Annotated in this window: 24 protein-coding genes and 2 pseudogenes; 12 read left to right on the top strand and 14 right to left on the bottom strand. The window is 62.2% G+C overall.

The window, feature by feature from the left end:
• The first annotated feature begins 228 nt into the window (after nucleotides 1-228).
• The 6 genes and pseudogenes from U6115_RS14965 to U6115_RS14990 all read left to right on the top strand — a co-directional run.
• Nucleotides 229-600, top strand: coding sequence for a GPW/gp25 family protein (locus tag U6115_RS14965; protein ID WP_230623438.1), 372 nt, complete (start codon nucleotides 229-231; stop codon nucleotides 598-600).
• Nucleotides 597-1,703 carry a baseplate assembly protein gene (locus U6115_RS14970; protein ID WP_043579928.1) on the top strand — a complete coding sequence of 369 codons (1,107 nt, stop codon included), beginning with the start codon at nucleotides 597-599 and terminating at the stop codon, nucleotides 1,701-1,703. Before U6115_RS14965 ends, U6115_RS14970 begins: the two co-directional genes overlap by 4 nt.
• Nucleotides 1,696-2,271 (top strand): phage tail protein I, encoded by a 576-nt coding sequence (locus U6115_RS14975; RefSeq protein ID WP_043579925.1) that lies wholly within the window; start codon nucleotides 1,696-1,698, stop codon nucleotides 2,269-2,271. Before U6115_RS14970 ends, U6115_RS14975 begins: the two co-directional genes overlap by 8 nt.
• The gene (locus U6115_RS14980; protein WP_052258355.1) at nucleotides 2,271-3,368 is read left to right on the top strand and encodes a phage tail protein; all 1,098 of its coding nucleotides are present in this window, start codon (nucleotides 2,271-2,273) and stop codon (nucleotides 3,366-3,368) included. The genes U6115_RS14975 and U6115_RS14980 overlap by 1 nt, the downstream gene beginning before the upstream one ends.
• 10 nt (nucleotides 3,369-3,378) lie before the next feature.
• Nucleotides 3,379-3,786, top strand: coding sequence for a phage tail assembly chaperone (locus tag U6115_RS14985; protein ID WP_052258353.1), 408 nt, complete (start codon nucleotides 3,379-3,381; stop codon nucleotides 3,784-3,786).
• Between the two features lie 153 nt (nucleotides 3,787-3,939).
• A pseudogene (locus tag U6115_RS14990) lies at nucleotides 3,940-4,338 on the top strand (DNA adenine methylase); the annotation flags it as partial.
• A 46-nt stretch (nucleotides 4,339-4,384) separates the two neighbouring features.
• Here U6115_RS14990 and U6115_RS14995 read toward each other — a convergent pair.
• Nucleotides 4,385-5,254 carry an IS3 family transposase gene (locus tag U6115_RS14995; RefSeq protein ID WP_101527501.1) on the bottom strand — a complete coding sequence of 290 codons (870 nt, stop codon included), beginning with the start codon at nucleotides 5,252-5,254 and terminating at the stop codon, nucleotides 4,385-4,387.
• Nucleotides 5,251-5,544, bottom strand: a complete 294-nt coding sequence (locus U6115_RS15000; RefSeq protein WP_043580908.1) for a transposase — start codon at nucleotides 5,542-5,544, stop codon at nucleotides 5,251-5,253. Before U6115_RS15000 ends, U6115_RS14995 begins: the two co-directional genes overlap by 4 nt.
• A 52-nt stretch (nucleotides 5,545-5,596) precedes the next feature.
• On the opposite strand from U6115_RS15000, the gene U6115_RS15005 reads away from it, so the two are divergent.
• From U6115_RS15005 to U6115_RS15015, 3 genes are all read left to right on the top strand, one after another.
• A complete protein-coding gene (locus tag U6115_RS15005) occupies nucleotides 5,597-5,974 on the top strand; it encodes a DNA adenine methylase (RefSeq protein ID WP_231882445.1) in 378 nt (125 codons plus the stop codon).
• 152 nt (nucleotides 5,975-6,126) lie between these two features.
• Entirely contained in the window at nucleotides 6,127-6,477 is a 351-nt protein-coding gene (locus tag U6115_RS15010) for a sulfatase-like hydrolase/transferase (RefSeq protein ID WP_146008474.1), read from the top strand.
• Between the two features lie 75 nt (nucleotides 6,478-6,552).
• Nucleotides 6,553-7,077, top strand: a complete 525-nt coding sequence (locus U6115_RS15015) for a DUF1993 domain-containing protein (RefSeq protein WP_043573165.1) — start codon at nucleotides 6,553-6,555, stop codon at nucleotides 7,075-7,077.
• Between the two features lie 64 nt (nucleotides 7,078-7,141).
• Here the strand turns inward: U6115_RS15015 and U6115_RS15020 are convergent, their stop codons facing one another.
• From U6115_RS15020 to U6115_RS15040, 5 genes are all read right to left on the bottom strand, one after another.
• Nucleotides 7,142-7,345 carry a DUF2788 domain-containing protein gene (locus U6115_RS15020; RefSeq protein ID WP_043573169.1) on the bottom strand — a complete coding sequence of 68 codons (204 nt, stop codon included), beginning with the start codon at nucleotides 7,343-7,345 and terminating at the stop codon, nucleotides 7,142-7,144.
• Nucleotides 7,346-7,349: 4 nt separating this feature from the next.
• The gene (locus U6115_RS15025; RefSeq protein WP_043573171.1) at nucleotides 7,350-8,261 is read right to left on the bottom strand and encodes a DMT family transporter; all 912 of its coding nucleotides are present in this window, start codon (nucleotides 8,259-8,261) and stop codon (nucleotides 7,350-7,352) included.
• 82 nt (nucleotides 8,262-8,343) lie between these two features.
• On the bottom strand, nucleotides 8,344-9,570 hold the full coding sequence (locus tag U6115_RS15030) for an argininosuccinate synthase (protein ID WP_043573173.1): 1,227 nt from the start codon (nucleotides 9,568-9,570) through the stop codon (nucleotides 8,344-8,346).
• Between the two features lie 47 nt (nucleotides 9,571-9,617).
• Complete coding sequence (argF, locus tag U6115_RS15035; RefSeq protein ID WP_043573175.1) at nucleotides 9,618-10,541, bottom strand: ornithine carbamoyltransferase; 924 nt, start codon at nucleotides 10,539-10,541, stop codon at nucleotides 9,618-9,620.
• A 193-nt stretch (nucleotides 10,542-10,734) separates the two neighbouring features.
• Nucleotides 10,735-12,693 (bottom strand): aminotransferase class I/II-fold pyridoxal phosphate-dependent enzyme, encoded by a 1,959-nt coding sequence (locus U6115_RS15040; protein ID WP_043573177.1) that lies wholly within the window; start codon nucleotides 12,691-12,693, stop codon nucleotides 10,735-10,737.
• A gap of 156 nt (nucleotides 12,694-12,849) precedes the next feature.
• Between U6115_RS15040 and dinG the strand changes: the two genes are divergently transcribed.
• The 3 genes and pseudogenes from dinG (at nucleotide 12,850) to U6115_RS15055 (ending at nucleotide 16,748) form a co-directional block, all read left to right on the top strand.
• A complete protein-coding gene (dinG, locus tag U6115_RS15045; RefSeq protein WP_043573237.1) occupies nucleotides 12,850-14,973 on the top strand; it encodes an ATP-dependent DNA helicase DinG in 2,124 nt (707 codons plus the stop codon).
• A 117-nt stretch (nucleotides 14,974-15,090) separates the two neighbouring features.
• Nucleotides 15,091-15,378, top strand: a pseudogene (locus U6115_RS15050) (DUF3579 domain-containing protein); the annotation flags it as partial.
• Between the two features lie 200 nt (nucleotides 15,379-15,578).
• On the top strand, nucleotides 15,579-16,748 hold the full coding sequence (locus tag U6115_RS15055) for a porin (RefSeq protein WP_043573182.1): 1,170 nt from the start codon (nucleotides 15,579-15,581) through the stop codon (nucleotides 16,746-16,748).
• 75 nt (nucleotides 16,749-16,823) lie between these two features.
• On the opposite strand, the gene U6115_RS15060 is transcribed toward U6115_RS15055, so the two are convergent.
• The 7 genes from U6115_RS15060 to U6115_RS15090 form a co-directional block, all read right to left on the bottom strand.
• Nucleotides 16,824-17,519: an endonuclease gene (locus U6115_RS15060; RefSeq protein WP_230623333.1), complete on the bottom strand. Its 696-nt coding sequence runs from the start codon at nucleotides 17,517-17,519 to the stop codon at nucleotides 16,824-16,826.
• Between the two features lie 248 nt (nucleotides 17,520-17,767).
• On the bottom strand, nucleotides 17,768-19,771 hold the full coding sequence (locus tag U6115_RS15065; protein ID WP_043573185.1) for a M13 family metallopeptidase: 2,004 nt from the start codon (nucleotides 19,769-19,771) through the stop codon (nucleotides 17,768-17,770).
• Between the two features lie 73 nt (nucleotides 19,772-19,844).
• On the bottom strand, nucleotides 19,845-20,267 hold the full coding sequence (locus U6115_RS15070) for an ExbD/TolR family protein (RefSeq protein ID WP_043573188.1): 423 nt from the start codon (nucleotides 20,265-20,267) through the stop codon (nucleotides 19,845-19,847).
• Between the two features lie 10 nt (nucleotides 20,268-20,277).
• Nucleotides 20,278-20,712, bottom strand: a complete 435-nt coding sequence (locus tag U6115_RS15075) for an ExbD/TolR family protein (RefSeq protein ID WP_043573243.1) — start codon at nucleotides 20,710-20,712, stop codon at nucleotides 20,278-20,280.
• A gap of 6 nt (nucleotides 20,713-20,718) precedes the next feature.
• Nucleotides 20,719-21,465: a MotA/TolQ/ExbB proton channel family protein gene (locus U6115_RS15080; protein WP_043573190.1), complete on the bottom strand. Its 747-nt coding sequence runs from the start codon at nucleotides 21,463-21,465 to the stop codon at nucleotides 20,719-20,721.
• Between the two features lie 36 nt (nucleotides 21,466-21,501).
• Nucleotides 21,502-22,089, bottom strand: coding sequence for a hypothetical protein (locus U6115_RS15085; protein ID WP_236849623.1), 588 nt, complete (start codon nucleotides 22,087-22,089; stop codon nucleotides 21,502-21,504).
• A gap of 254 nt (nucleotides 22,090-22,343) precedes the next feature.
• Complete coding sequence (locus U6115_RS15090; protein ID WP_047238722.1) at nucleotides 22,344-24,923, bottom strand: TonB-dependent receptor; 2,580 nt, start codon at nucleotides 24,921-24,923, stop codon at nucleotides 22,344-22,346.
• Nucleotides 24,924-25,257: the final 334 nt, after the last annotated feature.

The following is a 25,257-nucleotide window of genomic DNA, read 5'->3' on the forward strand; positions in this document are numbered from 1 at the left end:
AGTGTCAGTCGTTTCACGCCATATTGATGAGTTGGAGCATTTGGCGCATTGAGCTTGCCGAATTCTTTCGTTAACGAAACCAGTTCGACTAGGGCCTAGGTAGGTCCACTCCACATGGGAGTAAGCCTTGCAAAAAGGGCAATTGTAGCCTTCGGCTTGGAAGCTTGGTGGCACATAGTCCATATTTTATTGCTACCTTTCTTTAACCCGCATTAATGTTGGACAGCTATGATGGTACTACATCATGGCGTCATGAACCGGCTACTATCTGACTCCCTTCACTGGCAACCCGCACTGAACCGTCCCGACCTGGTCGAGGCCGAGGCGGACATCGACCAGTGCATTCGCATCATCCTGACCACGCCCAAGGGCAGCGATCCGCATCGCCCTGACTTCGGTTCTGACATCCATCTGTATATCGATCACCCGGTCACTCAAGCCGTGCCACATGTGGTACGCGAAGCCGTGGAAGCGATCCGGCAATGGGAGCCGCGCTGCCAGCTGGTGAAGGTGGCGCCGCTGATCGACGGCGCCCGCATCATCCTGCGCGTGACCTGGCGTATTGCTGCTGGCGTGCGGGAAACGGAGGTGCGGCTATGACTCTGCCCGAACCCGACTTCATCGCACGTGATCCCGCAGCCATCACGGCCGAAATCATCGCCCAATATGAGCAGCTGAGCGGCAAAACCCTGTATCCGGCCCAGGTTGAGCGGCTGCTGATCGACCTGCTTGCCTACCGCGAAACCCTGATCCGCATAGGTATCCAGGAAGCGGCGAAACAGAACCTGGTGGCGTTCGCCCACGCGCCGATGCTGGACTACCTGGGCCAGCTGGTCGGCGTTACCCGCCTGCCGGCCCAGCCGGCCCGCGCCACGTTGCGCTTTACCCTGGATGCGCCGCTGGCCAGCCCGCTGCTGATTCCGGCCGGCACCCGCGCGGAGAGCGGCGACGGCGTGGTGGCCTTCGCCACCAATGAGGCGGCGACGTTGCAGGCCGGCATGATGTCGCTGGAGATTGCCGCCACCTGCCAGGACGCCGGCAGCGCCGGCAACGGCTGGCAACCTGGACAGATCGTCAACCTGATGGACGACCTGGGCGACATGGACGTGGTGGTGACCAACACCGCAGCCACGGCCGGCGGTGTCGACGTGGAAGACGACGAGCGCTTGCGCGAACGCATCACGTTGGCGCCGGAGTCGTTCTCCAATGCGGGCAGCGTGGCCGCCTACCGCTTCCACGCGCTGCGCGCGCATCAAAGCATTGTCGACGTCGCCGTGCTGTCGCCTACGCCTGGGGTGGTGCAGCTCTACCCGCTGCTTGGGGCCGGGCTGCCGGATGCCAATATGCTCGCCCTGGTGCAGGCCACGTGCTGCGCCGAGAAGGTCCGGCCGCTGACCGACCGGGTGCAGGCGCTGGCGCCGACTGCGGTGGACTATGTGATCGAGGCGCAGCTGAAGCTGTTTAACCAGGCCGACGCCGCGCAGGTGCGCGCCGCCGCCAGTCAGCAGGCGGCCGCCTATGCGGCCAAACAAGCGGCGGCGCTGGGCCAGGACATCGTGCCCAGCCAGATCATCGCCGCGCTCCAGGTGGCCGGGGTCTACGAGGTCACGCTGATCAGCCCGCCGCGCTTGGTGCTGACCGCGAACGAATGGGCGCGCTGCATCGGGATCAAACTGGCGCCGACGGAGACGACGAATGGCTGATCTGCCATTGCCGCCGGCCTTGGCCGGCGACGCCCGCAGCCGCATCCTCGCCGCGCTGGCAGCAAGGATCAGCGCAGTAGATGTGTCCGGGCTGCTGGTCTACCTGGTGGACAACGTCGCCCGCTCGGCGTTGCCGCTGCTGGCCGAGCAGTTCAGCCTGCCGGGCGATGGCTGGGAACTGGCCGAGTCCGACTACGCCAGGCGGCGGATGATCAAGGGCGCCATCGAGCTGCACCGCTATAAAGGCACGCCGTGGGCCATCCGGGAAGTGATTCGCCGGCTGGGCCTGGGCGAGGCCACGTTGATCGAGGGGCTGGCCGGCCAGCGGCGCAATGGCGTCATTCGGCGCGATGGCATGCATGTGCATGGCGAGGCGGATACATGGGCGAAATACCGCGTGCTGTTGCCGCAGCCCATCACCAATGATCAGGCGGCAAACCTGCGCAGGGCATTGCTGGCTGTCGCGCCGGCACGCTGCCACCTGGCCAGCCTGGAGTACCAGGCCGCGGCCAACCGCCACAACGGCGCCATCCGCCGTGACAAGCAATTCAACCGAGGGAGCGCCTGATGGCCAATCTGCAGGAGAAGCCTGTCTGGGAGACGGGCATCTATCAACTGGAAACCTCCGATCCGGTGCTGGCCGGCCCGGACGGCATCGACAATCTGCAAGGCAAGCAGCTGGCCAACCGTACCGCCTACCTGAAGAAGCAGCTGGATGAGCTTGCGGACGGCGCGTCGACGGCGGCTTACGCCGCGCAGCTGAGGACGGCACGCCAGATCACCCTGACTGGCGACGGTAGCTGGAATGTAGCGTTTGACGGAAGTGGCGACACCAGTGCGGCGCTGACGCTGGCCAACAGCGGCGTGAAGCCAGGCAGCTATGCCGTAGTGACGGTCGACGTGAAAGGCCGAGTGACCGCCGGCCGCCAGCTGTCCGCCGCCGACTTCCCGGCTTTGGATTGGAGCAAGCTTACATCCACGCCCACAACGCTGGCGGGCTATGGCATTGCCGATGCCGCCTGGCGCGATGCCGAGCGGCGGGTCTGGGGGGCGGCGTTCCGCGCCAACAAGGGCGATCCGGCGGATGCGGGGGCCGACACGGCCGCCGTGGGATACGGCTTTGATGTCGATGGCGACACCGGACTTTTCGCAGCCAAGAGCGCCTCGCCAGGTTCAGGCTCGGCCAAGTTGATGCTGAAGATCGACAATCTCGAATGCCTGACGATTGGCAGCGACGGGGCGCTGCGGTCTTCGAAGTACGGGTGGTTGCATGAGTGCTTTGCCGCGCAGGCCACCACGTTGGCTGGGTATGGCATTGTGGATGGCGCAAGCAAGAGCGATCTGGCCACCGCGATTGCCCATGTGGGTGAGCTGTTCCCCGGCCAGATCGCGCCGCGTGGCCACCGGAAATACCCTGATGGCTTGGTGGAGCAGTGGTTTTCGGTTCCATTCAACCGCCGCGACCAACTGATTCCGTTTGTCTTCCCGTTAGCGATGGCTGAGGTCTATGGCGTTTGGCCGTCGGTACTGGATGCCGAGGGTGAAGTGACGGCGCTGCTGGCATCTGTTCCGACATCGACCGGGGGCACGATCCGCACGCGAGGCATCTATGGTGGCCCGCCGGATGAGGGCACCATTTTTATCCGTGTGATTGGGAAGCTATAGGAGCCGCAGAATGATCGTGTACTTTTCCCCCTCTCGCTGTGGTTTCTATGACCAAGACAGCTCCATTCGCCCTGAAGACGCCGTGGAGGTGACGCTCGACGCCTACCACGCCTTGTTGGATGCCCAAGCTGCAGGCGCAGTGATTGGCGTAGATGACAAAGGACAACCGGTAGCGCGGCCCAAACCCCCGGCGACCCTGGATGAGCAAGCGGCGCAGGCGCGCCTGTTTCGTGACGAGCTGCTGAAAGATGCGCTGGCGGTATTGGATCGACACGCCAGCCAGAAAAGCTATGGCATCCCCACAACCCTGATCGAGGAGCAGGCGCGGCAATGGGCGGTATATGCCCAGGCATTGCGCGACGTGCCGCAGCAACCGGACTTTCCGGTGAAAACGACTTGGCCAGCCAAGCCGCAATAAATTGAGAACAGCGACCAGGCGCGTGCTGCAAACACGCACCTGGCCAGCTGACCCGCAGAGCAGACCTGCAAGTCATCCCAAGGCTGTCATTGCCGTTGGCCAACGGTGAAATAAGCCTATCGGGATATTTCGCATCAGGAAAGAGTCTTGCAGATGTTACAAATCACAGCAGCACCCATCGTTCCCTGGATTGGCGGCAAGCGCCGTCTGGCCAAGCACATCCTTCCTCTGTTTCCCGAACATACCTGCTATGTCGAACCCTTCTGCGGCGCGGCCGCGCTGTACTTCTTGAAGGAGCCGGCGAAGGTGGAGGTGATCAACGACGTCAATGGAGAGCTGGTAAATCTCTATCGGGTTGTGCGTCACCACATGGAAGAGTTTGTGCGTCAATTCAAGTGGTCGCTGACCTCGCGGCAAATCTTCAAGTGGCTGCAGATCACGCCCGAGGAGACGCTGACCGACATCCAGCGGGCAGCCAGGTTCTTTTACCTCCAGAAGATGGCTTTCGGCGGGAAGGTGGATGGCCAAAGTTTTGGGACGGCCACCACCAGCCCACCCAAGCTCAACCTGGTCTGTCCCACTCCCCATGGACAGAGGGTTAAGCACTAAGCTCTGAACGGCGGCGTTCGAATTCAACCGGGGTCAGATACCCCAGGGTTGAATGACGTCGTTGGTGATTGTAAAAGCGGATGTAATCAAACACATCCGTACGCGCCTCCTCGTAGCTCCGGTAGTGGGTCAGATAAACACGTTCCGACTTCAATGAACGGAAGAAGCTCTCCATCGCTGCATTATCCCAGCAGTTCCCGGTGCGGGAGTGGCTCGGTACCATTCCGTGCCGTTTCAGCAATGCCTGGTAGTCAAAGGCACAGTACTGACTCCCGCGGTCCGAATGCAGAATCACCTCTCCTGAAGGCTGGCGGCGCGCCACTGCCATCGTCAGGGCAGCATGCACCAGTTCTTGCTGCATTCGATGATGCATGGCCCAGCCCACTATCGCCCGGGAGTACAAGTCGAGCACCACCGCCAGGTACAGCCACCCTTCACCGGTCCGGATATAGGTCATATCCGACACCCAACGCTGATTGATGTCGCCACCAGCAGCAAATTGTCGCTGCAGCAGATTAGGCGCCACGGGTAGAAGGTGTTGACCACCACTGACGGGTCGACAATGTTTACGAGTTCTAACCCTGATACCGTTTCGCCGCATCAGGCCCGCGATGCGATGCCGCCCGCAGGCGAAGCCCTGTGCAAGAAGTTCGGCATGAATACGCCGATGGCCATAAATACCATTGACCTCGGCATGCACCAGCCGGATTTCACGTAGTAGTTGTCGGTTCGCCATCTCTCGCGCCGAAGGTGGGCGGTGTAGCCACGCATAGTAGCCACTGCGGGACACACGAAACAGTTGGCACATCGGGGCTGCCGGGTAGCGGTCCGACAGCGCCTGAATCGCGCGGAATTTCACTTCATGGGTTGCGAGAAGATGGCGAGCGCCTTTTTTAGGACATCGCGCTCCATGGTAACGCGGGCCAGTTCATCCCGCAGTCGCTTGAGCTCGGCGGCTTCACCGGTCTGTTTGCCTCGGCCAGGGAAGGCATCGGGTCCTGCGTCTTGGAGTTGACGCTTCCACTTGCCCAGCAGCGACTCGGTAATGTCGAAGGCTTGGGCAACATGCCGTAACGGGGTGCCGGCAAGTACCTGCTCAACCGCTTCGCGCTTGAGGGCCTCCGGGAAAGTACGTCTGGTCTTGATCATGAACACTGCTCCTTGGTGGGGATTATCCACCTTAAGTTAGTGTCCACGGGGAATGGGACAGACCAACCTGCTGCGGCTTGAGGAAGATTTGTCTGCCGCCCACCTACGCCTGAGCCGGACCTATATCGAGAACCTGGACTGGGCTGACTGCATCAACAAATACGACCGGGAGCACACGTTGGTCTACTGCGACCCGCCATACTGGGGCACAGCGGGCTACGGCGTTGACTTTGGCTTGCATCAGTACCAGCGCATGGCCGAGCTGGCCAAGTCGATGAAGGGGCGCATGATCATCTCAGTCAACGATATCCCGGAAATGCGCCAGGCGTTTGACGGGCTGAATATGGGGCATGTAGATATCGCCTACACCGTGGGCGGCGCCGGCCGCAGCAAGGACAAGAAAGGAGAGCTGATCATCCGCAACTGGTGATCGCCTACGAAAAGAGCGAAGGGGCCAGTTGGCCCCTTCGTACAGGAAGTGAAATTCTTTTGCAGATACTGGAAAATGACTGGGTCACCATTTATCGCGCAAAACGGCGCTCAGTTTTCGCGCCGCGCTTCACGTTCTGGCGCGAGGGCGGCATGCTCTACCTGCACCTGCCCCTGCCCCATCCCAGCATGGAAACCCGCGAGAACCTGCGCAGCCACTACCTGGCCAATCTGGCCGATGCCAGCCAGGTGCTGGGCCAACTGCTGGACAAGATGCGCGGCCGTTTCGGCGACGACTTCTCCGTCATCGTGACATCCGACCACCCTTTGCGCACCGAGGGCTGGTGCCGGCCCGAGCGCGAATACCACGCCGCGGACTGCAGCCTCGGGCTGCCGGCCAACCGCAAACAAGTGCCTTTCATCGTGATCAGCCCGCGGCTGGCGGAGCAGCCGCGCATGCCTGCCGACAATCTGGGCGTGTTTCACGGCGCCGCGCGCAGTTGACGGCGGCTTGCCGCCGCAACATCATCCCATCAGCATTGCCCGAACTCAGCGTCTCCCCACCACAAGGAATCAGCCATGTCCCTCACCATGCATCAAGCCGCCATTCCCGCGCTGACGCGCGGCCTCAACAGCCTGTCGGCCATTCTGGCCAAGGCCGCCGCCCACGCCGAAGCCAGGAATATCGACCCCCAGGTGTTTTTGCAAGCCCGGCTGGCGCCGGACATGTTCCCGTTGCTGCGCCAGGCGCAGATCGCCTGCGACCTGGCCAAGGGCTGCGCCGCCCGCCTGGCCGGCCAGGAGGTGCCCAGCTACGCCGACGACGAAATCGGCTTCGACGATTTGCAGGCGCGCATCGCCAAGACGCTGGCGCTGGTGGCCGGCGTGACGCCGGCGCAGCTGGAAGGCAGCGAAGACCGCGCGGTGACGCTGAAAGTGCGGGGAGAAGAGATAACATTCAGCGGCCTGGGCTATCTGCGCAATTTCGCGCTGCCCAATTTCTATTTCCACCTGACCACCGCCTACGCCATCTTGCGGCACAACGGCCTGGAGCTGGGCAAGCCCGACTATCTGGGCGGCGCGCCCGCCAGCCTCGCCGAATAAGCGCGGCAAACGGCAAAAAGCCCCAGACGCCAGCGCCGGGGCTTTGTCTTGACTGCCTTCAGGCCTACTTGCGCAGGAGGAATTCAGCCAGGATATTTTTGAACACGAAGCCTGACACGCCGAAGCCCAGCACCAGGAACAACACAAACATGCCGGTTTTGCCCGCCTTGGACTTCTTGCCCAGGTCCCAGATGATGAAGCCCATGAAAATGATCAAGCCGGTCAGGCACACCACCAGCGAAATATTGGTAAATTGCTCTTCGGACACGATTTCAACCCTTGTCTGCTTTCATTTGCCCTGCCGGCCGGGCCGCCGGACGGAAGCGGCCGCCGCGCAACACCAGGGCCACGCCCGCCGCTGCCAGTACGATACCCCCCATCGCCAATGGGCTCAAGCGCTCGTCGAACAACAGCCAGGCCTGGATGGCGGTGAGGCCAGGCACCAGGTAGAGATAAGCCGCCACCTTGCCGACGTCGCCATCGCGCAGCATGCGCATCAGCAGCAGGATGGCCAGCACCGACAGCATCAACACGCTCCAGGCCAGCGCGAAAACGAACTGGCCGCTCCACGCGACGCTCTGGCCGCGCTCGAACAGCAAGGCCAGCAGGCCGGTCACGGCGAAAGCCGACAGGTATTGATGAAAGGCCCCGGCGATGGGGTGCGCGCCGCCGCCGCGATGTTTCTGGTACAGGGTGCCGCCGGTGATCAGCAACAGCCCGCCCGCGGCGAAGGCCGCCCCGGCGCCGCCGCCGAAAGACACGCCCTTGCTGCCGAGAATCACCAGCGCCGTGCCGGCCAGCCCCAGCGCCATCCCCAGCCACTGCCCGGCGCTGAAGCGCTGGCCGCCGAGCCCCATGGACAGCAAGGCAGTCAACAAGGGTTGCAGGCCCATGATCAGCGCGGCCAAGCCTGCCGGCACGCCCAGCTTGATGGCGGCGAACAGACAGCCCAGATAACCGCCGTGCAGCATCCCGCCGCTGACCCACTGGCTGCGCATCTGCGCCAAGGTCGGCCAGGCGGGCCGCAGCGCGGCGATCAGGCCGGCGAAGCACAATAGCGTCAGCGCCATGCGGATGGCGAGGAAGGTGAAGGGGCCGCAATACGGCAAACCCAACTTGGCGCCGGTGAAGCCGGTGCTCCATAACGCGACGAAAACCCACGGAATCCAACTGCTTGCCCGCATGGCGCGGCCTCTCCTAATCTATTGCGCAAAGAACGAAAAATGGCGGCCTGGGCCGCCATGTCAACGGTATTAACCGATTGTATCAGCCGCGCTTGTTCCGCGCATTGGCGGCGATGCGCATCCGCAAGGCGTTCAGGCGGATGAAGCCGGCGGCGTCGGCGTGGTTGTAGGCGCCGCCGTCTTCGTCGAAGGTGGCGATGGTCGGGTCGAACAGCGAATCGGTTTTCGATTCGCGGCCGACGACGATCACATTGCCCTTGTACAGCTTCAGCCGCACCCATCCGTTCACCGTGGCCTGCGACGCGTCTATCATCTGCTGCAGCATCGCGCGCTCCGGGCTCCACCAGTAGCCGGTGTAGATCAGCTGCGCGTACTTCGGCATCAGCTCGTCCTTCAGGTGCGCCACTTCGCGGTCCAGCGTGATCGACTCGATCGCGCGGTGCGCCTTCAGCATGATGGTGCCACCCGGGGTTTCATAGCAGCCGCGCGACTTCATGCCGACATAGCGGTTTTCGACGATGTCGAGGCGGCCGATGCCGTGCTTGTTGCCCAGGCGGTTCAGCTCAGTCAGCACCGCGGCCGGACTCAGCGCCTGGCCGTTGATGGCGACGATGTCGCCGTGCTTGTATTCCAGCTCGACGTATTCAGCCTGGTCCGGCGCGTTTTCCGGGCTGACGCTCCACAGCCACATGTCCTCGTCCGGCTCGCGCGCCGGGTCTTCCAGCGAGGTGCCTTCATAAGAGATGTGCAGCAAGTTGGCGTCCATCGAGTACGGGCTGCCGCCGTTTTTCTTCTTGCTGATGTCGATGCCGTGGGCTTCGGCGTAAGCCAGCAGCTTCTCGCGCGATAGCAGGTCCCACTCGCGCCACGGCGCGATTACCTTGACGTCGGGCTTGAGCGCGTAATAGCCCAGCTCGAAGCGCACTTGGTCGTTGCCCTTGCCGGTGGCGCCGTGCGACACCGCGTCGGCGCCCACCTGGTTGGCGATCGCGATCTGGCGCTTGGCGATCAGCGGCCGGGCGATGGAGGTGCCCAGCAGGTATTCGCCTTCATAGACGGTGTTGGCGCGGAACATCGGGAACACGTAGTCGCGGACGAACTCCTCGCGCAGGTCCTCGATGAAGATGTTCTCCGGCTTGATGCCCAGCGACACGGCTTTCTGGCGCGCCGGCTCCACTTCTTCGCCCTGGCCGATGTCGGCGGTGAAGGTCACCACTTCGCATTGATAAACGTCCTGCAGCCACTTGAGGATGACGGAGGTATCCAGGCCGCCGGAATAGGCCAGTACTACTTTCTTGATGTCAGACATTGCTTTGCTTCCCACGTATTGTTTGCTTGTCGATTGCCGGGCGGGACTCAGTCCTCGCGGTGCCCCAGCAACAGAAATTCGATCAGGGCCTTTTGCGCGTGCATGCGGTTTTCGGCTTCGTCCCATACCACGCTTTGCGGGCCGTCTATCACCTCGGCCGCCACCTCCTCGCCGCGATGCGCGGGCAGGCAGTGCATGAACAGCGCGTCGGGCTTGGCGTGCCTCATCAGTTCCGCCGTCACCTGGTAGCCGGCGAAAGCCTCGCGCCGCGCCGCCTGCTCGGCCTCGTAACCCATGCTGGTGAACACGTCGGTGGTGACGATGTCCGCCCCGCTCGCCGCCCGTGCCGGGTCTTGCGTCAGCTCCAGGAGCTCCGAGCCGTAATGGTGGCCGTCCAACGCCTTCAGCTCGTAGCCCAGCGGCGACGCCACCTTCAGCTTGAAGCCGAGCACGCGCGCGGCCTGCAGCCAGGTGCGGCAGACGTTGTTGCCGTCGCCTATCCAGGCCACGGTCTTGCCCTTGATCGAACCGTGCCGCTCCACATAGGTGAAGATGTCGGCCAGAATCTGGCACGGATGGTATTCATTGGTCAGGCCGTTGATCACCGGCACGCGGGAATGCGCCGCCAGCCGTTCGACCTGGCGCTGCTCGAAGGTGCGGATCATGATGATGTCGCTCATCCGCGACAACACTCTCGCGGTGTCCTCCACCGGCTCGCCGCGGCCCATCTGCGAGCTCTTGGTGTCCAGAAACATCGCATGCCCGCCCAACTGGGCCATGCCGGCCTCGAACGACGCGCGGGTGCGGGTGGAGTGCTTTTCGAACACCATGGACATCACCTTGCCGACCAGCGGCCGGTGCAACTCGCCGGCGCCTTGTCGTCGCTTCAGAACCTTGGTTCGCTCGAAGAGATGGTGGTACTCGTCGGGAGTCAGGTCGCTGAACTGCAGGTAATGCCTTACGGACTTCATGATGCTCCAATCGGAAAAAAAGAGGCCGCTGCGCGTGCAACACCGAGAGGTGATTTCATGCGCAACGGCACATTACTACACGCTGGTCTCAAGTCACTTTAACAAACGCCGCACCCCAGACAGGACAAAGTCATGATTTACAGAAATGCGACATTTGTTATATTTATCGGAAATCACCCTGCCTGACAAGCATTCAATTGAACAATCCTCGTCCCGGCAATTCCGCCAACTCGGCCGGACGCAGCACGCGCACGTAAAATTCGCCGCCATCCTCAGCCAAACCATGCATTTCTATGGTTTTCTGTGTTTTTTGCAGCCGCGCCAAATACGACAAGATGGTGTCGTCTATCAGCTGCCCCGGCACCAGCACCGGAATGCCGGGAGGATAAGGCACGATCTGGTCGCAACACACGCGGCCGCACAGCTCGGCATTGGGACGGCCATCGTCGTCCAGCAGCGGCAACCGTTCGCCGGCCTCGTAGAAGGCGTCGCGCGGCAGGCAGGCCAATCGGCTGAAATGCGGGATCTCCGGCATCCGCCCCAGCGCGCGCGCCGGACGGTTTTCCTTCGCCAGCCGCAGCATCGCGTCGTACAGCCGCGACAGCTTGCTGCGGGTGGTGCCTATGGTCAGCAGCAGCGTGATGGTGCTGAACGTCGACTTCTCCACCTGGACGTTGTAACGCTCGAACAAGGCCTGCTGCAGTTCGTCGGCGGTGAAGCCGGAACGGGTGAAGTCCACCGTCAGCTTGGTGGGGTCGAGCTGGATGCCGTCTTCCCTCACCTCCTCCGGCAGCAAGTCGGCCAGCTCCAGTACGCGGAACACGCCGGTGGAGTTGATCTTCTCGCGCAATTCCTGCGCCAGCTTCAAGGTGCGGTCCAGCAGGCGGTAGCCTTCCATCACCGCCTGCTTGCGCGCCACGTCCAGGCTGGCGATCAAGTTGTACTGCGGACTGGTGGACGCGTGCATGTTGAAGTTTTCGCGGAACAGATGCGCGTCGAAACCGGGATCGTTGACGTGGATCATGCTGGCCTGCGAGAAGGCGGACAGGATCTTGTGGGTGCTCTGGGTGACGTAATCGGCGCCGGACTCCAGCGCCGTCGGACGGAAGGCCGGGTGGAAGCGGGCGAAGCCGTACCAGGCCTCGTCGACGATCACCTTGATGCCCTTCTCGTGCGCGGCCTCGATGATGGGCTTCAGGTCGTAGCGCAGGCCGTCGTAGGTGCAGGAGGTGAGGATCAGCACCCGCGCGTCCGGATTGGCATCTATCCCCTCGAAGATGGTGGTCTTCGGCACCGGCCCGAAAATGCCGTACTGGCGATTGATCGACGAATCCAGATACACCGGCAGCGCGCCGGAAAGGATCACGCCGTGATGGACCGATTTGTGACAGTTGCGGTCCAGCAGCAGCTTGTCGCCCGGTGCCAGCAGCGTCTGGAAGATCACCTTGTTGGATGTCGAGGTGCCGTTGGTGGCGAAATAGGTCTTCTTCGCGCCGAAAGCCTTGGCCGCCAGCATCTGCGACTCCGCGATCACCCCGGTCGGGTGCAGCAGCGAATCCAGCATCGGCACCGACACCGACAGGTCGGCGCGCAGCAGGTGCTCGCCGACGAAATCGTGGAAATCCCCTACCCAGGGGCTGCCCTTCAGCGAATCGCCGCCGGAATGGCCCGGGGTATGCCAGGAGTCCTTGGCCATCCGCACGTACTGCTTGAGCTTGTCGTAAAACGGCGTGGCCGACTTTTCCGCCAGCTCGGCCGCCAGGATGCGGAACCAGCCGTTGAAATCGGCCTCATCGCGGTAGAAATAGCCGTCCACCGCGTGGCTGGCCAGCTCTTCCACCAGCGCCCGCTCGTCATCGTCCTGCAGAAACACGTAAAGCGAGACCTCCGGCCGGAACGCGCTGATGCGGTTGGCCAGCTGGGCCGCCGCCTGGTTCGCGCCGGCGCCTTTCAATTGGCGGTCGACCAGCACGACTTGCGTTTCGCCGTCGCGCGCGATGAGGTCCATGGTTTCGGCGCTGGTCGCCGCGGCGACGAAGGTCAGGCCGAACGGATTTTCCAGCCGCACCGCTGCAGCCCCAAGTCCGGCCAGCACTTCGGCTTGCCATGTCACATCATCGCTGACCACGAGAACGCGGCTGACGGGTTTCATGATGGTTTCTCCAGTTGTGTTGCCGCGCGTTGTTTTTGTCTGTCCGGGCCGCGCGCGCCGCTGCTTGTTTTTCTGTTGTTCCGCCTATCCTATCCACATCTTGCCGTCGCCGTCATTATGCAGGCGCACAAAGGCCGCATGCGATACAATTGCGCCATGCTGACCGATGCCGAAAAAGACGCGATTCGCGACCACTACCGTACCCTCTCCGACAACCTGCCGGGCTTCCGCCCGCGCGCCTCGCAGCGGCGGATGCTGGCCGAAATCGCCAACACCCTCTCCCGCGCCCAGGAGAAGGTGGAAGACGAGTGGCCGCAGCGCGAAGGCGAAAGCATCGCCGTGATCGAAGGCCCCACCGGCGTCGGGAAAAGCCTGGCCTATCTGCTGGCCGGCGGCGTGATGGCGCGCGCGCGCGGCAAGAAACTGGTGGTCACCAGCGCCACCGTGGCGCTGCAGGAGCAGCTGGTCAACCGCGACCTGCCCTTCGTGGTGGAAAACAGCGGTCTGCCGCTGAGCTTCGCGCTGGCCAAGGGCCGCGGCCGCTACCTGTGCCCGTACCGGCTGTACGGCCTTACCGCCCAGCACGCGCAGCAAAGCCTGCTGCAGCCCGATCCGATGATGGCGCTGTGGGACCACAAGCCCGAACAAGCCGAACTGGACGCGCTGTCGGCGATGGCCGACGCCTTCCACTACCGCAAATGGGATGGCGACCGCGACAACTGGGACACCGTGATCGAGGACGGCTTGTGGTCGCGCGTCACCAATGATCGCCACGGCTGTCTGAAAACCGCCTGTCCGAACCGCGCCGAGTGCCCGTTCTACCTGGCGCGCGACACGCTGGAAAACGTCGACGTGGTGGTGGCCAACCACGACCTGATGCTGGCCGATGTCTCCATGGGCGGCGGCGTGATCCTGCCGGCGCCGGAAGAAAGCTTCTACTGCATAGACGAGGCGCACCATCTGGCCAAAAAGGCGATCAACCAGTTCGCCGCCGAGCATTCGCTGGCGCAGGCGCTGGGCTGGCTGGACAAAGTGGCCGCCGTGGTGGTCCACGCCGAAGCGCACACCGGCAAGGCCGAGCTGGCCAGCCAGGCGATAGACTCCGCCGCCGCCTGCGTGGAAACCCTCACCGAATGGCTGTGGCTGCTGGAGGGCGAGGACGCGCTGGCCGCCAGCAGCGACAATCTGGAGCCCTCCTGGCTGATAGAAGACGGCATCCTGCCGGAACGGCTCAAAACGCCCGCCGCCAATATGGCCGTTTCCGCCCGCTCGCTGTCCAAACAGCTGGACGACATGGGCAACGCGCTGTCGGAAACCCGCAAGGACAAGAATGGCGACGGCGACCTGGACAAGACCGCCACCGAGCTGGGCTTCCTGATCGGCCGCGCGGAACAGCTGATGGCGGTATGGGATTTGTTCGATACCGAAACAGCCGAAAACGCGCCGCCGATCGCCAAATGGATCACCCGCCGCGCCGAAGGCAAGGGCGACTACCTGTTCTCGGCCTCTCCGGTGAGCGCCGCCGCCAGCCTGGCCGCCACGCTGTGGCGCCGCGCCTGCGGCGCCGTGCTCACCTCCGCCACGCTGCGCTCGCTGGGCGATTTCGAGCTGCTGCTGTCGCAAACCGGCCTGAAATGGCTGCCCAAGGTCAGCTGCCTGGCCCTGGATTCGCCGTTCAACTTCGATGAGCAGGGCGAACTGTACCTGCCGCCGCTGCAGGCCAGCCCGAAAGACCCGGGCGGCCACACCCGCGAGATCATCGAATGGCTGCCCAAGCTGATCGACCCGGCCCAGGCGGTCGGCACCCTGGTGCTGTTTTCTTCGCGCAAACAGATGCAGGAAGTGGCCGCCGGGCTGCCGGCCGAGCTGCGCGATCGCCTGCTGGTGCAGGGCGAAATCCCCAAGCGCACCCTGCTGGACACCCACCACAAGCGGCTGGAAGAGCAGCAATCCAGCGTGATTTTCGGCCTGGATTCATTTTCGGAAGGGCTGGACCTGCCAGGCGAAAGCTGCGTGCACGTGATCATCGCCAAGCTGCCGTTCGCGATGCCGGATGACCCAGTGGGCAAGACCCTGTCGCGCTGGATCGAGAAACGCGGCGGCAACCCCTTCATCGAACTGACGGTGCCGGAGGCGTCGATCAAACTAGTGCAGGCGGTGGGCCGGCTGATCCGCACCGAGCGCGACTATGGCCGCGTCACCATCCTGGACAACCGCCTGACACGGCAAAGCTACGGCAAAAAACTGCTGGCCTCGCTGCCGCCATTCAAGCGCATATGATTTTCAGGTATGATCACGAAACTTTCGCATAAGTAAAAATCGCCGGCCGACAAAAAACGCCTTAGCAGCTGCAACAAAACAGGCTACACCAAAAGCACACACACTGGTTCCACCGCCATGATCTGCAATCCATACGAAATCGTCATCCAGGGCCTCACCTCCGAGGGCCGCACTTTCCGCCCCAGCGACTGGGCGGAACGCCTCGCCGGCATCCTGGCCTCCTTCGACACCAACCAACGCCTGTCCTACCACGCTTATGTTCGCCCGATGCTGCTGGAAGGCGTGCGTTGCGTGGCAGTCGACAAAAAGCTGGAAAAAGTGCATCCGCAGATCTACCAGTTCCTGATGGACTTCGCCAAGGACAATGACTTGCGCGTGGTCGATTGTCGGACACTAATTGACGAAGTCTACCCGAACAAATTTTCGGCATAATTGCAACAGGCGTCGTTTTTCCACCACTCCTTTTGCCAGTTTGGAAACACTCCCGTCATATTCTGTGGTTAAACTCAGACAAAGTTGTGAAGCAGTCGTGCGATAGTTGTTAAGCAGACACGAAGACTTCACCGCTTCACCACAGAACCTCAGACTTGACTTGGAGTATCCTCATGCAGAAGAAGAATCTGGCAGCCTTGGTTGCATCTATGTTCATCCTCCCGGTAGCCGCCCACGCCGACGTCACCATCTACGGTTTCCTCAGCGCTGGCATCGAATCCGCCAAAGCCTCCGGCAGCACCAGCCCGTATACTTCCCGCACCCGCGTGAGCGATCAAAACTCCCGCATCGGCTTCAAGGGCTGGGAAGATCTGGGCGGCGGCACCAAGGCCATCTGGCAAGTGGAAAGCAGCCTGCGCAACTTTGAGAACGGCGGCACCAACGACAAGGGCCAGTCCGCATCCTTCGGCACCCGCAACACCTTCATCGGCATCGACAACGCCGACTTCGGCAAAGTGCTGCTGGGTCAGAACGACTCCGCCTACAAGGTCTTCACCGGCAGCAGCAACAGCGCGCTGGGCACCGACCTGATGGTCAACACCACCGCCGACAACTTCGGCTCCAGCTCGGTCAACAGCCGTGGCGAAGCCCGTCTGGCCAACTCGGTCCACTGGTTCTCCCCGAAATGGGCCGGTTTTACGCTGGGCGGCTCCTGGGGCGTGGATGAAGCCCGTGCCAATGATGCCAACAAACAGAGCACAGATGCCAAGCGCATCTCCCTGGGCTTGGGCTACAACTGGGGCAGCCTGAACTTGGCCACTGCTTGGGACAAGCAATATGATAAGGGAACATCCTTTGATGCAAAAACTGGTGCCCTGACCTCTTCTCTGGGATCCAGCAAGAACATCTCGTTCTACAGTATTGCCGCCAGCTACAAGTTCGACTTCGGCACCTTCATCGGCGGCAACTATGAATGGGGCACCTATGACCAACTAGCCGGCGGCCAAGTAAAACAGGATGACTGGCTGATCGCGCTGGGCCAGGACTTCGGCGCCGCGTCGATCAAACTGTCCTACGGCCAGCTCGGCACGCTGAAGAATGTCGGCGCCGGCATCAATGGCGACGACTTCAAGGCCAAGCAATGGATCCTGGGCGGCACCTACAACCTGTCCAAGTCCACCCAGCTGCTGGCCTACGCCACCAAGATCACCAACAACGCGAAACAGAACGCCAACTTCGCCAACAACGCAGTATATGACACAGCCCTGGGCACCAAAGACGCCAGCCTGACCCCGGGCAACAGCCCGCAAGCTTTCGGCATCGGCATGAAGGTAGCGTTCTAAGCGTCGCCCTCCCGCTCGCCATCAAAAACGCCACGGCATGCCGTGGCGTTTTTTTCTTCTCCCGATCGCAGCGGGTCAGCTGCAGACTCTATCCAGTTCTCCAGGCTGCGACACCAGAAAATTGCCCTCTCCCTGCCACTGGATGATGCGGCGATTGCGCTGCCGCTCCCATTCATCCACCGGATACTTGCGCGCCCAGGCGCACATCAGCTGCTTGTCCTGCTGGCTGATGCGCAGGCCATAGCGCTGGTGCATATACAGCGTGATCCGCGCGGCTGAACCGCGAACTTCCTCCCGAGGCTGGAAACGCTTCTGCTTGAAGTCCACCAGCGACTGGCACTGGCCGTAAATAGGGCGCGGATGGATTTCCCAGGCGCCGTAGGAGAAATTGGCGCGATCGCCATTGACCTCTCCCACCGCCGGCACCAGATTGTTCAGATCGCCCTCCGCCATCTGAAACAGGGGGTCCGTATCGCCGCAAGCTTTGCGGCCGCCTTTCTGCCAGCACTGACGTTGATGCCCCAATACCCAGGCCGGCACCACATGCTCCCACTCTATGCGGCTGGCGCGGCTTTCCGACTTGCGCGGCTGATAACCGCAGGAGGCCCAGTCCACCGCCTTGCCTTGATAGCGGCAACCGCAGTAGAAATCCACCTCCATGCCGGCATACACCCTGGGCAGGATGCGCTTGGCAGCGGGAAAATCACGATGGCCAACCTCCTTGCCGCCGCGCACCAGAGGCGCCGCCTCAACAGCTGGCGCATCAGGCAAAGCGTGCTCCCCCTTGGAGCTAGTCAGCAAAGCCTGACCCAAGGCCGCAAGCTGCCGCACTTCTCCTGATTTGGCTACCGACTCCACCTGCCGCGAATCACACGCCGCGAGCAGCGCGCTTAAAACTATCCATACCGATATACGCATGGCCCGAAGTGTAAGCATCCGAACCAATTACAGCAATATTATTGCCAAAATAAACAGCCCGCGACTCGCGCCGCGGGCTGGAATAAGCAGAAGGCAAACGCTTACCAGATGCGGATGCGCTGATCTTCCGGCTTGAACATCTTGTCGCCCGGCTTCACTTCGAAAGCCTTCTGGAACGCATCGCTGTTCGAGGTCGCCCCGATGGCGCGGAACGCTTCCGGCGAGTGCGGATCGGACACCAGGCGCGACAACAGCGCTTCGTCCCGCACCTTGCCGCGCCAAACCTGTGCGAAGCCGTAGAAGAAGCGCTGATCGCCGGTCATGCCGTCGATCACCGGCGCCGGCTTGCCGCCCAGCGACAGCTGATAAGCCTTGTAAGCGATCTGCAAACCAACGTTGTCGGCGATGTTCTCGCCCAGCGTCAGCTTGCCGTTGATGTGCTTGCCAGGCAGCGGTTCGTAGGCCTCGTATTGCGCCACCAGCTTGTTGGTCAGTTCATGGAAGCGCGCCTTGTCTTCCGCGGTCCACCAATCGCGCAGGTTGCCGTCGGCATCGTACTGGCTGCCCTGATCGTCGAAGCCATGGCTGATTTCGTGCCCGATCACCGCGCCGATGCCGCCGTAATTGGCGGCGTCATCCGCCTGCGCATTGAAGAACGGCGGCTGCAGAATGGCGGCGGGAAACACGATTTCGTTCTGGCTCGGATTGTAATAGGCATTCACCGTTTGCGGCGTCATGCCCCACTCGGTCCGGTCAACCGGCTTGCCAAGATGCGACAGCTGCCACTGGTATTCGAAGCGATTGGCGCGCTTGACGTTGCCCACCAGGTCCCCGGCTTGCAACTGCAGGCCGGAGTAATCGCGCCAATGATCCGGGTAAGCGATCTTCAGCATGTACTTAGACAGTTTGACCTGGGCCGCCTGCTTGGTCGCCGGACTCATCCAGCTCAAGCCGTCTATGCTTTGCCGGTACGCCTGCATCAGATTGGCCACCAGCTCCTGCATTTTCTGCTTGTGCTCGGCCGGGAAATACTTGGCGACATACTGCTCGCCCAGCACCTCTCCCAGCGACGACTCCACCAGCTGCACGCCGCGCTTCCAGCGCGGGCGCTGCTCCAGCGTGCCGGACAAGGCCTTGCCGTAGAAGTCGAACCGCGCATCCACCAGCGCCTTGTTCAGATAGGGCGCATAGCCATCCAGCGTATGGGCGATCAGGTAGTCCTGCCAATTGAGCAGCGGCTGCTTCCGCAGCAATTGCGCCAAGCCGCTCACATACTCCGGCTGATTGACGTTAAGCACCGCCAGATCGGCCGCCCTGGCCTCGGCGAAGAAGCCATGCCAGTCAAGCTTGGGCGCCAGCTTCGCCAACTGGGCGACCGTCATCTTGTTGTAGCGTTTTTGCGGATCGCGGTTATCCACCCGGCTGCGTTGCAGCTGTGCCAGCTGCGTCTCCAGCGCCAATACCCTGGCCGCGCGCTTGGCCGGCTGCGCGTAACCCGCCTGCTTGAACAACTGCTGCAGATAGACCAGGAAGGCGGCGCGCGCCTTGGCGAAACGCGGATCCTTGCCCAGATAATAATCGCGGTCCGGCATCAACAAGCCGCTCTGGTACAGCTCCGGCAGGTAGGACTTGGCATCCTTGGCGTCTATGCCGACCTCAAAAGCCAACGGCAAACGCGCGTTGCCTGCCTGCCCGGCGCCGAGCAGCCGCAACAGCTCGTTCCGACTGGACAACAAGGTAATGGCCTGCAGGTCCGCCTCTATCGGCTGCAGGCCCTTTTTCTCCGCCGCGGCCTCATCCATGAAGCTGGAATAGAGCGCGCCGATCTTCTGCGCATTCCCCGCCGCGCCGCTCGCGGCCGATGCCGTCTCGATCAGGCTGCGGCTGCGCTCCTCGCTCAGGTCGCGCAACTCCTTGAACGCGCCCTCCCAGGACTCCGCCGCCGGAATTTCATGGGTATCCAGCCACTTGCCATTCACCGCCAGATAGATATCGTCCTGCGGACGCACATCCGGATTGAAATTCTTGGTGTCGATGCCGGAAAGCTCGTGCGCCCAGGCCTGGCCGGCCATGACCAGCGCCAGCACCATCAGTTTCAATTTCATTCTTCTCCTCCTTGTCCACCGTGATAAAGAAAGGCAGCCCGAAGGCTGCCTTTCCACACGAACAGATGACGGCTTACTTGACGAACTGTTCCGATCCGACGATGCCCAGCTTCGTCAAACCCAAACGCTGCGACTCCGCCAGCACCATCGCCACCGGCTCGTAGCTCGCGTCCTTGTTCGGCTTGATGTGCAGCTCAGGCTGCGGACTCGCCTTCCCCGCCGCCGTCAGCTTCGCCTCCAGCTGCTCCCGACCCGCCAGCTTCTCGCCGTTCCACAGCACCGAATTGTCCGGCGAAATGTCGATCTGCACCACCACCGGCTTCTCCAGCGGCTTCGACGGCGTGTTCACCGGCATGTCCAGCTTCACCGCGTGCGTCTGGATCGGTATCGTGATGATCAGCATGATCAGCATCACCAACATCACGTCGATCAACGGCGTGGTGTTGATTTCCATCATCAGATCGTCTTCTCCCGACGACCCTACATTCATCGCCATGTCTTTTCTCCTAGTTCCGCGCCGGAGGCTCGGTGATGAACGCGATCTTCACGATCCCCGCCTGCTGCACCGCCAGCACGATGCGGCCTATCGGCGCGTACTTCGCCGCCGCGTCGCCACGGATGTGCACTTCCGGCTGCGGTGTCTTCTTCGCTTCCTTCACCAGTCGCGCCAGCAGGTCTTCCTGGCTCTTCATCGGCAGCGTGTTCCAGTAAATCGTGTTGTGCGTGTCCACACCCAGCACGATGTTTTCCGGCTTCGTCTGCGTCGGGATGTTCTGCTCTTTCGGCAGCGTCATCTTCACCGTTTGCGTCACCACCGGCACGGTGATCAGGAAGATGATCAGCAGCACCAACATCACGTCCACCAATGGCGTGGTGTTGATCGCCGACAGCACCTGATCCTCGTCTCCCTTGCCGTGGCCAAAGCGTTTATAACGGGCCATGGCCAATTACCGGGTCGGGTTGTTCAGCAGGCTGGCGTGCAGTCGGCCGGACACCACGCGTACGTTGTCCAGCACCAGCTTGTTGCGGCGCACCAGCCAGTTGTAACCCAGCACCGCCGGCACCGCCACCGCCAGACCGATCGCGGTCATGATCAGCGCTTCGCCCACCGGACCGGCCACCTTGTCGATGGAGGCCTGCCCCGAGGTGCCGATCTTCACCAGCGCGTGGTAAATGCCCCATACCGTGCCGAACAGGCCGACGAACGGCGCGGTCGAACCCACGGTGGCGATCACCGACAGGCCGTTTTGCATGTGATGGCTGGCGGAGTCCACCGCGTCAGAAATCGCCATCGACACCCAGGTGTTCAGGTCCACGCGGTTGGACAGTTCGCCCTTGTGTTCGCTCGCCGCTTCGATGCCGGCTTGCGCTACCGCGCTGTACATGCCTTCGTCCGCCAGTTCGCTGGCGGCTTTTTGCAGGTCCACGCCGTGGTGGCCCAGCAATTCGTGACCCTGCTTGATCAGGCGGCGTTGCTCCAGCAGCTTGACGATGCCCACGTACCAGGTGGAGGCCGACATGATCAGCAGAATGATCAGCGTGCCGCGCGCCACGAAGTCGCCTTGCGACCACAGCGCGTCGATGCCGTACGGGTTGTCCGTGGTCACCGTCTCCGCCGCCATCGCCGGCAGCGCGCTCAGCGCCGCGGCCGCAGCCAGTGCCTTGCCCAGCAGAGCTTGTGTGAATTTAGCCATGGTATTTACTCCTTTGTGTCTTGAGATGCCCTGGTCTTAGGAGCCAGAGTCGAGTTTGAAGCCGAATTCCTGCGTCAGCTGGGAATTGGCCTGGCAGGTGTAGCCTTGCAATGCGGCGCTGATCGCCGACTTGAAGCTGCTGCGGTAGCGCGGCGGGATGCTGCCGTCGAAACCGATATTGCTGATCCCGCTGAATTTGCCGTCCGCGCCTACGCCGAACACCACCCGCACCACGCCCTGGATTTCGTCTTCCTGCGCTTTGCTCGGGTACTCCGGCGCTTCCAGGTGGCTGCAGTTGGCTTTCGCCGAAATCGGCCCTTTCGGCGCTTCCACCACCGGCGCCGGCGTCGGCGCGGGTTGCGGCTTCGGATCCGATGTCACCGACTGGATCGCGTTCGCCGATTGCACGACCGGCGGCGGATTCACGACCGGCGGCACATACGCTTGCGGCTTCGGCGCCGCCGTCGGCTGCACCACTTTCTCGATCTTCGGCGGCGGCGGCGGTGGCGGCGGCGGCGGTTCGCTGATCACCGACACTTCCACTTTCTGCTGGATCACCTTGACCACGCCTTGCGCCAAGCCGGTCACCAGCGCGTAGATCAGCACGGCATGGAATATGATCACCCCAGCCAAGCCGGCGAATCGTCGCCTTGGCGGAGGGCCTCCCACTCCTTTAGCTGTGATACTCGTCATTTGGGTTACCCGTTCGTTCAAAGCCGGCGAGCCGGGCGCTCCGTCCTCATGAGCCGAAACGCCCATGCCCGCCGACGATTACAACATCAAGATGCGGCAAAACCGCATCCCCTTGCTACCTACCACTTGGGTTTGGCACCCATGACAGAATGCTATACCTATCGATTAAATACAATAGGCATAGACTACAGTTTGTACGACGTTTTGATAAAGAAGGCGCGCCCCACCGGATCGGTCAGAACCGGGTCGAAACCATACTGGAACGACTTGGTCTGGTTGCTGAACGGCGGCTGCTGATCGAACAGGTTTTTCACCCCCGCCGTCACCGTCAGTTTCTTCTTCCAGACATAGCTGCCGGACAGGTTCCAGTTCGAGTAGGAGCGCACGCTGTGGTTTTCGTCGTTCGGGTTCATGTCGGTGTAGCCGGACGAATAGTTCTGCACCAGCGAGGCGCTCCAGGCCGACTTCGCCCAGTTGAAGGCCAGGCTATGCTTCCAGCGCAGCGTCGGCAGCAGGATGTTCTGATACCAGCCGCCCAGCGGGCTGTAATACACGCCGTCCTTTTCCAACTGCTGTACGTACTTGGAGGTGTAGGTGCCGTCCAGATTGACGCTGAAATCGCCGATGGCGGTTTTCGGCAGGCGGAATGCCAGGCTGACATCCACGCCGGCCACGCTCAGATTGCCCAGGTTCTCAGTCGGGGTCTTGACGTAGTCCAGCGAGCCATCCGGATTGCGCACGAAGCGGTCGGCGTACTTCGCCGGATCGGCGAAGATGGCGCCCGGATCCAGCGTGCCTATGCTGTTCTGCACCATGGTCCACCAGAAGTCCGCGCTGGCGGTCACCGCCGGCACCGGCTCGATCACCAGGCCTAAGGTCAGCGAAGACGCTTTTTCCGCCGCCAGGGTGCGGCTGCCGCCCTGCATCACCATGAACTGCTGATTGCAATCCTGCGGCTTGTTGCCGCCGTTGGCCGGCACGCCGCCCGGGCAACGCACCGGGTCGTTGAACTTGTCGGCGCTATAGGTTTTGGAGTCCGGCATGAACACGTCGTACAGCGACGGCGCGCGGAAGCCCTTGCTGGCCGAGCCGCGGAACAACACCTGGGAAACCGGCTGGTACTTGAAGGCCACCTTGGGGTTGAACGAGTTGCCGAAATCGTTGTAGTGGTCGAAACGCGTGGCGACCTGGACATCCAGCCCCTTCAGCACCGGGATGTCCGCCTCGGCATACAGCGCGGACACATTGCGCTGGCCCGAAGTGGATTGCGAATTGGCGATGCCGGAGCCGATGGCGTTCCTGGCCGCCGCCTGGATCTGGCTATCCAGCTTCTCGTGGCGCACTTCGGCGCCGATCGCGGTCGCCAGCATGCCGGCGGGCAACTCCAGCACCTCCTTGCTGGCCTTGAAGTCGGCCAGCGCGGTGGTGTACTTGGCGATCCAGCCGTCGCCGGACAACTTCACGCTATCCCACGCGCCCGGATCGGAAGGACCGAAAGGGTTGATGGTGCCGTTCTTGAACGCGTTGCGGATCAAGGTTTCGTTGGCATAGCCGCTCTGGTAATTGATGGTGGTTTTGTTTTCCGAATAGATGGCCCCGGTCCGGTAGTCCCAGCCGCCCAGCAAGCCCTCGGCATTGAAGGCGATCCGCTGCGTGTCGGAGGTGCTCTTGGTGGTGCGCGGCCCCAGCGGCACCGAGCGCGCGTTCAATACCACCGGGCTGCCATCGGTAGGCGTGCCATCCGGCAAGGTGGTTGGATAATATTTGTCGCCCGCCACCAGCGTGGCGATCTTCGCCAGCGGGGTCGGGGATATCCGGGTGGTGCTGATATTGCGCGCGCCCATGTACTGCAGCGACAGGGAATGATCGCCGATCTGCTTGGTGGCCTTGGCGGTGGCTGTCCACTGCTCCACCTCCGGCGTCAGATCCATGAACAGCGTGGACATCTCGCCGCAGGAATTGGCATCCAGCGGCTGCGCATAGGGCGGCTGGCACTTCGGCGCCGCCGGGTTGTAACCAACGCCCTTGTAAATAAAGTTGGCGGGGAAAACCGAGCCACTCAGGTTGTCCGCAGTCAGATTGTTATGCGCGTAGCTGCGCTCCAGCGTGGTGATGCGCTGGGTCTTTTGATAAGCCAGCGAGCCATAGACATTCCAGCCGTCCTCCGCCAGATTGCCGACGCCGCCAATCAGGTTGAAGTTGCCGGTATTGCCGCCGCGGTGCTCGGTGGACAGGATTTCTCCGCCTACGGTCAGGCCGGTAACCGACTTCTTGGTAATGAAGTTGATCACGCCGCCGATGGCGTCGGTGCCGTAAATCGCGGAGGCGCCGTCGCGCAGCACTTCAATGCGCTCGATGGCCGAAAGCGGTATCGCATTCAGGTCGGTGGCGTAGCCGCTGATGGCCTGGCTGGCGACCCTGCGGCCATCCAGCAGCACCAGCGTGTACTGCGAACCCAAGCCTCGCAGGCTGGCATAGGACGCGCCGCCGCTCACGCTTTGGACCGAAGACGCGGACACCATGCCGGACTGGTTGCTGGCCAGCGAATTCACCACCTGCTCCACCGTCGTGAAGCCCTGCTTGGTCGCCTCTTCAGTGCGGATGACGGTAACCGGCAGCGCCTTCTCCTGTTTGATGCTGCGCTTGATGTTGGAGCCGGTCACTTCCACGCGGTCCAGCTCTCCGTTGCCGTCTGCCAACGCCAGCGGAGCATGCGAACCGATGCCTATCAAAGCCAGCGCCAGCGCCAGCTGTGTTCTTTTCATCACGGAACTTCTCCTTCACGCTATTTCCCGAGCCCTGTCTGCCGGTTCTGTGGCCGGCATGGCAGGAGGTACAGACACGCCATGCATGTGCATGTCATGTTTCGAGTGTGTGAAGAGTTCGCACAATGCGTCAATCTAGGTAACAGTCAGTCACAATTTGCAAAGCGCTCCGATATTGGCCGCACTGCCCGGCTTCCGCCCATGGCGACGGTGGCGGCAGAATGCGCGGCGGCAAGCAAATCCAGTGCCGGCTGCGCCCTTGTCCTTGTCCGGAGGTTGAGAATCCCCCTCGCTCGCACTGCGTCGCCTTATCAACAATCCATGCCGGATTTTT

Source organism: Chromobacterium subtsugae, from assembly GCF_035919665.1.
GTDB lineage: Bacteria > Pseudomonadota > Gammaproteobacteria > Burkholderiales > Chromobacteriaceae > Chromobacterium > Chromobacterium subtsugae.